This window comes from Paraburkholderia sp. UCT31, assembly GCF_014397655.1.
Lineage (GTDB): Bacteria > Pseudomonadota > Gammaproteobacteria > Burkholderiales > Burkholderiaceae > Paraburkholderia > Paraburkholderia tuberum.
Genome location: NZ_VZQP01000125.1, coordinates 1 through 6,164, shown reverse-complemented (window position 1 = coordinate 6,164; position 6,164 = coordinate 1). Strand labels below are relative to the sequence as shown.

Below are 6,164 nucleotides of genomic sequence, written 5' to 3'. Positions count from 1 at the left end.
GATGAAGAACACCGCCCAGATCACTACGCTGTTTGCTTTGGGCAATTTATGGATGGCGCGTAGAGCTTTGCGCAAAGCTTGAAACACCGAGCCGATAAAGTCCGTATGTCTGGTTGAAGCGCTCCGGGCGCGAAAAAAGCCCCGGCGATTGACTCGCCAGCAAAGATCTGAACGCAGAGGCCGCGCTGGATGTGAAAGATAACGCTTGCAAAGAGGGTTGTGTAGACCTTCCTTAACCCTTTTGTCGCAAGATCTCTGCGCGAATCGGGTTTAGTCGTGTTTTGTGTCAAACCTATTTCATCGGGACGTGATTACAGCATCACACGTATCCGATTTTTATTGGTGCGTTGTCAGTCTCTAGTTTTCGTTCACTTGAGTAAGTAGCAAGGAATTCCTTGCTGTGCACTAGGGGACCGGAGGTAGCCGCATGCGACGCCGTGCCCGACGAACCGTAAGCAGGCATTCGCTGACTGCGCGACGCGATCGGCGGGAATTGCCGCTCCGGTCCACTTTGACCATTCGGGCTGCCAGGCCACGTTGTTAAGGAACCGATCCGGCACGGCTGACGGAATGAAACGCGCCATAACGGCAGATTGCAATCGCTTCAGCGTCGGACTGTGAAGCGGCCTGTGCGAAGGCAACTGACCACCGGCCGCAGACGTCGCGATAGCGGATCGAATAGATAAACATGGCAATCTCCTGTGGCATGGAGGGATCAACGAGGCCTTTGCGCCCTGTCCGGTCGGCCACACGATAGACCGTCGAGCGATTCGGATTTCGTCAGCGTTCTTCTTGGGTACCGCGTCGAAGACGCTGGTCGCTACCGCCGACATTGATCGTCTCGACGCAACTGGACCAAATCTCCTTGCGCTCGTATTCATCGTGACCCTCACCGGATACAGACGCGAAATGAACCTCGAACTCCATGGAATCAAGGTAGACGGACGACGAAAAGAAAACCATTGTACGAACGGTCGCTGCAGTCGCCCGTGGGCATAACGTGCTCATACTTTCGGATGCCTCGAGGTGTCCCCGGGGCGCCCGGTAAGGCCGTCATGCGCGGGTATGAGACAGCCATTTCTAATGGTTGATGAGTGGAGCGGCGGCGAGGTACTTCAGCGCCGTGAGCGCCGAGCACTTGCCGTGCGACGAGACCGCGCACATGGCCGTTGTACCCTTCAAAGCTGCCGTTGACTTCGCGCCGGCTTCGAGGTCCGAAGTGGGTCGTCAGCGTCTATTCGATTTTTCTGTGATCGGTCATTCAAGTTCGGCGAACCATTTGCGTGGCTCGAAAGGCCGGATCAGCCGATCAGCCGATCAGCCGACCGACGAACCAGCCGCCAGCGCCCGGTGCCGTCCGGCCGCCATCGCGGCCGGAACTTCATGACATTCGGCGACATAGTTTCCGCATGGTCTTTAGCTAGGCAGCCCACTACATTAGCTTCACCTGACGCGATAGCGGCGTTTTCCCGCAGGCGACGCGTCCCATCAACCCGTTACCCGTCCATCATGTTCACCACTGGAAAAATCGCGCTTTGTGTAACTCTGTTCGTCGTTGGCGTCTCGCTGATCGAGGCGTGCGTGCTCACCCGCAGACAGCGCGATAGCGCCACGCCCTTCGACTGGCATGAAGTGTGGATATCGCTGGCCGATCTGGCCGGCCGCAAGCTGTTCGCGCTGCTGCCGCTTTCGCTTGCGACGCCCATTTTTGCGCTCGCCTGGGATCACCGGATCTTTACCGTCACGCTCAACAGCGCGCTGATGGTGTTCCTGCTCTTTATCGGCCAGGAGTTCTGCTATTACTGGTATCACCGCGCATCGCACCGCATCCGTTTTTTCTGGGCGACGCATGCGGTTCACCACTCGCCGAACCAGCTGACGCTATCGTCTGCTTACCGGCTCGGCCTGACCGGCAAGCTAACCGGCTCGGCAATGTTTTTCGCGCCTCTCGTGTGGCTTGGCGTGCGTCCGGAAATCGTGCTGGCGACGCTGAGTTTCAATTTGCTTTATCAGTTCTGGCTGCATAACACGTGGACGCCGAAACTCGGCTGGCTCGAATACGTGTTCAATACGCCATCCGCGCATCGCGTGCACCACGCCTCGAACGTCGATTATCTCGATGCGAACTATGGTGGTGTACTCGTCGTATTCGACCGCTTGTTCGGCACGTATGTCGAAGAACGCGCTGATGAGCCGTGCCGCTACGGTCTCACGACACCGACGCGCTCTCACAATCCGCTCGTCGTCGAATTCGAGCACTGGGTCAGCCTCGCCCGTGATATCGCATCGGCGGGCGGCGTGTGGACTGCGATCAGCTTCGTGATCCTGCCGCCGGGCTGGCGCGCGGACGGTTCCGGTGAAACAACCGAGGCGCTGCGTCAGCGGAATCCGGCCGCACGTCGTACGGTTCCAGTCGGTACGCCGGGACGGTGAACGGATTTTGTATCAGTCGAGTGCAAAGGTCGAACGCTCTGATTCGCGCCAGCGGACGCCTTCGTTCTGGGACCGCTTATCGGCGGAGGGTTCGTCATTGCTGCTAGCTTATATCGGTGTGACGGCGAATGGCCGATCTCGTTTGGAGGATTGGTCTAAACGCGCCGCAAGGTTAGTCCACATTGCGGATCCTCCTGATCGAAAGCACGTCCCCTGTCTTCCAACCGAGTCGGTCGACTAATGCAGGCGCTCTTGCGACGGGCGACCATAGCCTGGCTCTGCCAGGTAACAGGTTGCGAGCAGTTGAAAGCGAGAATTCGGCGAAAGCATGAACTGCACGGACTCTGGTTATGCAAAAGGTGTAGCAACTGTAAAGTCGCTCAAAGGAGCGTTGGCGTGAGCGTTGAATCACGAGGAAGGAGCGCTATTAAACTCGTTGTCCGCATTCGACGCTTAAGCTTAGGTCGGGTTGTTCGCACTTTCCCAACCAATGATATGAAGCCAAATCTATGCGCCTAGCACCTATAACCTTCTTGATTTTGACTTCGATTTCGGGTTAGCTAAAGATTTTCTACGTAGTGCTTGCCTTTCTTTCTTTCTTTCTTTCTTTCTTTCTTTCTTGATCAATCTATAAAGACTCTGCATCGTCGATGTCCGAGAGGAGAGAAAGCGATGCGACCGTTCGAGGTCTTCTCCGCGTATGCGGAGGTTGAAGGTAAGCAGAGGTAGTGAAGATTCGCGAGTCCGTGGAATCCGAGGTCGGAAAGAATCGTTGTGTTCGACAAAAATCCAGGCTCGCGATTCGAGCTGCGAAAGCGAAGTGTCGAGGCCGGCTCCCGGGGAACGGGGGCCGGTTTTTCGTGTGTACAGACTCTGCTCTGCATATCTCGTTCGTTGAATGCAGAACCGGAACTGATTCGAGTAGACAGTCGGCCGGCAGGAGCATGTATCGAGTGACTGGCGATGTGTTCAACGTGCCCGGTGTCAACGATGTTCAATACGAGCAAATCGAAGAATTCTTTCGTGGTCAAGCTAACTCATGGCACGGAGGGGACAGAGTCGCGAGGTATTTGAGCGAACTTTTTGCAAATCCAGCCTCGCACCCCTCGGCACAGCTTCGGCGTTTGCACCCGCGAGCGGCCGATACAACACTGCAAATCAAGCTTGAGTCGTTGCAGTTGGGTAATCCGATGGTTAGCGGGTTGGCGGCCCGCAGCGCGGAATTGCTAATTTTAATTTTCTCGTAGCTCGCTTGCGTTGTTTAAGGTTTTTGATCCTTCATCTGACGTTCGGGCACGAATGGATCCTCGGGTCACCAAAGGCGTTGCGTAGTGTCGATAGCGTTACGTAAGGAAGCGTGTTCCGTCCCTTACAACGACGGTTGGTTCGAACGTTTGATTTAGTGCTTGCCGACGAGGAGGACGTTCAACGAGAAGAGAATGCGTATACGAATTTTTTGCAACGCTCGTTCAGGCGTTGGAGAGAGCGTGGATTTTGCCCCCCGCGCGAACCCGTGGTACGCAGCTGTCACGACTTTACGTGTAAGACTTCTTGCGAAAAGACCGGCGCATCCTCATTTGTTTGCGACTTCTGATTTGCGCGCGTGGGGACCGATCGCGCGAAAACGTTGTTCTATATAGGTTTGTCGTCACGACTCAAATGTGTAGTGACAAACGTGATCCAAAGTAATGGAGAATGGCCTCGAGATTTTCGGCTGACGACGGCGCGTCTTGTTCGCATCACGCCTGATGTCGTGTTCTTGGCCGACGCGTTCCCGCGCGTTGACGCCACTCAACGGGAGGCGCGCTCGTGCATGCGCGCCGTTGATCCCGACGAACGTGCTATCGACTTGCGACAGATCGATTTGCGGGGCAGTGATCCTGATCACGCACCAGCACCAACGTAAAAACGCTTTTTGCAGACTTTCGGGGAAGGTCGCCGATCGACCCGATATAGCGGTCTTACCTGCTTACTCTGAATGACGGCCGTTTCCAGGGCGAAGCCGTCATTCGACCCCTCGCTTCAGCTGGCAAATCCTCCCGGTGTGATCGGTCGAGCACGACCACCGGCATACTCCAATAGTCGATAAGACTCATGACGCCCGCAACTCGCGGACCCCCTTACCTATGCGCCGCCGCAGCAGCGTGCGCAAGGTGACGCCGTCGGCGTAGCCGACCTGCTCGGCGATGCGATCCACGCTGGCCTTGCTCGTTTTCAGCAGATGAACGGCGCGCTCGACCCGCAGATCCTGAATATACTCGACGGGCGTTTTACCGAGCACTTCATTCAGACGTCGCGTCAATGTCCGCTTGCTCGTCGCCAATGCGTCCGCGACGTCGTCGAGTGCGATTGCCGTGTCGAGGTGTTCGCGCACCCAGCGGTCGAAACGCTCGACGAGCGGGTCCGAATGGGCCAGGTGATCGGAGATCGCAAAGGCAGACTGCGACAGCCGCGAATCGAATACGAGGTAACTGGCCACGAGCGCCGCAAGCTCAGGGCTGTTGTTGCGGATCAGCCAGAGCGCAAGGTCGAGATGGCTCAGAGCGGCCCCTGCCGTCACCGTGCTGCCGCTGGGAACGATAATGCGATGCGCATCCAGGTGCACTTCAGGGTAACGCTGCCGGAACATCGGCGAGAGCCACCAGGTGGTGGTGGCTTCACGCCCATTGAGCAAGCCGCTTTCGGCCAGCACGAAGGTACCCGTACAGGCGGCTCCGATATGTGCGCCGGCACTGTGCCACGCGCGCAATGCACCAAGCGCATCGATCACGTCGGCCCGGCCGAGCGAAGGCACGAGCAGGTCCGTCGTCGTCCTGTTGAGAGCCGGTACAACAACCCAATCCGGGGCGGGTCCGTCTGTCGTGTCGCGGACGGGAACCTGCAGCCCGAGCGCGGTGCGCACCTCTGGCCGCATCCCCGCAACGGTGATTTCGAAGCCCGGTGTGGCCATCCCGGTCGCGCGCGCAAGTTCGTTGGCCGTCGTCAAGGCATCGAGCACGGTGGAGAGGCCGGTGTCGAACACCCCCTCCAGCGCAAGGACAAAAATCCGCATGGCAGGATCGATACCAAAATTGTCGATTGAGACAGTATCTCCAAGGGCGCTCTGTTTGTAAAGTCTGGACCAACGCGTGAACTCGTCGCGCGCAAACTGGAGAGCAAAGATGATCAAGAAAGCACTATTCGTACGACTTGAAGCCAGGCCGGGAAAGGAGCAGGCGGTAGCAGACTTCCTCGACGCCGGCCTGGAGATGACGAATCGGGAGGCGACCACACCGATCTGGTTCGCCCTGAAGCTCTCGCCGACGACGTTCGGCGTCTTCGACGCCTTCGCGAGCGAAGAGGATCGCCAGGCACACCTTGCCGGCGACATGGCCAACTCGCTGATGACGCGAGTCGAGGAGATGCTGGCAAGTCCGCCGTCGGTCGAGCTGATCGACGTTCTGGCGATGAAGAACGAGCTGGCCTGATTCCCGGTTATCTATCACCGATCAATCCTCGCCCGTCAAGTGTGATTGCGCGAAACGACGGACAACTACAGACAATCCTGGAGAGTAAAATGTTTGCACTGCGAAAGAACCTGGCGATTGCCGCCCTGATTGCCCTGGGCGCCACGATGGCTCACGCCGAGGCAAAGGCGGCTGCGAAAGATGTTGTCATTGTTCACGGCGCACTGGTGGATGGCTCCGGCTGGCGGGCCGTCCACGACATCCTGGTCAAGGATGGTTACCATG

5 protein-coding genes are annotated in these 6,164 nt (G+C 57.5%); 3 read left to right on the top strand and 2 right to left on the bottom strand.

Features of this window, described 5'->3' with window-relative positions:
- Positions 1-540: 540 nt before the first annotated feature.
- Positions 541-690 carry a hypothetical protein gene (locus F6X40_RS40700; protein WP_184070509.1) on the bottom strand — a complete coding sequence of 50 codons (150 nt, stop codon included), beginning with the start codon at positions 688-690 and terminating at the stop codon, positions 541-543.
- Positions 691-1,509: 819 nt separating this feature from the next.
- On the opposite strand from F6X40_RS40700, the gene F6X40_RS40695 reads away from it, so the two are divergent.
- Positions 1,510-2,433 (top strand): sterol desaturase family protein, encoded by a 924-nt coding sequence (locus tag F6X40_RS40695; protein ID WP_184070503.1) that lies wholly within the window; start codon positions 1,510-1,512, stop codon positions 2,431-2,433.
- A 953-nt stretch (positions 2,434-3,386) separates the two neighbouring features.
- Positions 3,387-3,680, top strand: coding sequence for a hypothetical protein (locus F6X40_RS40690; protein ID WP_184070413.1), 294 nt, complete (start codon positions 3,387-3,389; stop codon positions 3,678-3,680).
- 845 nt (positions 3,681-4,525) lie between these two features.
- On the opposite strand, the gene F6X40_RS40685 is transcribed toward F6X40_RS40690, so the two are convergent.
- Positions 4,526-5,485, bottom strand: a complete 960-nt coding sequence (locus tag F6X40_RS40685) for a GlxA family transcriptional regulator (protein WP_187631782.1) — start codon at positions 5,483-5,485, stop codon at positions 4,526-4,528.
- 109 nt (positions 5,486-5,594) lie between these two features.
- On the opposite strand from F6X40_RS40685, the gene F6X40_RS40680 reads away from it, so the two are divergent.
- Complete coding sequence (locus F6X40_RS40680; RefSeq protein WP_187631781.1) at positions 5,595-5,900, top strand: putative quinol monooxygenase; 306 nt, start codon at positions 5,595-5,597, stop codon at positions 5,898-5,900.
- Positions 5,901-6,164: the final 264 nt, after the last annotated feature.

Bases quoted from the DNA above. Each gene is read 5' to 3' on its own strand.
- F6X40_RS40695 (WP_184070503.1), top strand. From the start codon at position 1,510: ATGTTCACCACTGGAAAAATCGCGCTTTGTGTAACTCTGTTCGTCGTT.
- F6X40_RS40700 (WP_184070509.1), bottom strand. From the start codon at position 690: ATGTTTATCTATTCGATCCGCTATCGCGACGTCTGCGGCCGGTGGTCA.
- F6X40_RS40680 (WP_187631781.1), top strand. From the start codon at position 5,595: ATGATCAAGAAAGCACTATTCGTACGACTTGAAGCCAGGCCGGGAAAG.
- F6X40_RS40685 (WP_187631782.1), bottom strand. From the start codon at position 5,485: ATGCGGATTTTTGTCCTTGCGCTGGAGGGGGTGTTCGACACCGGCCTC.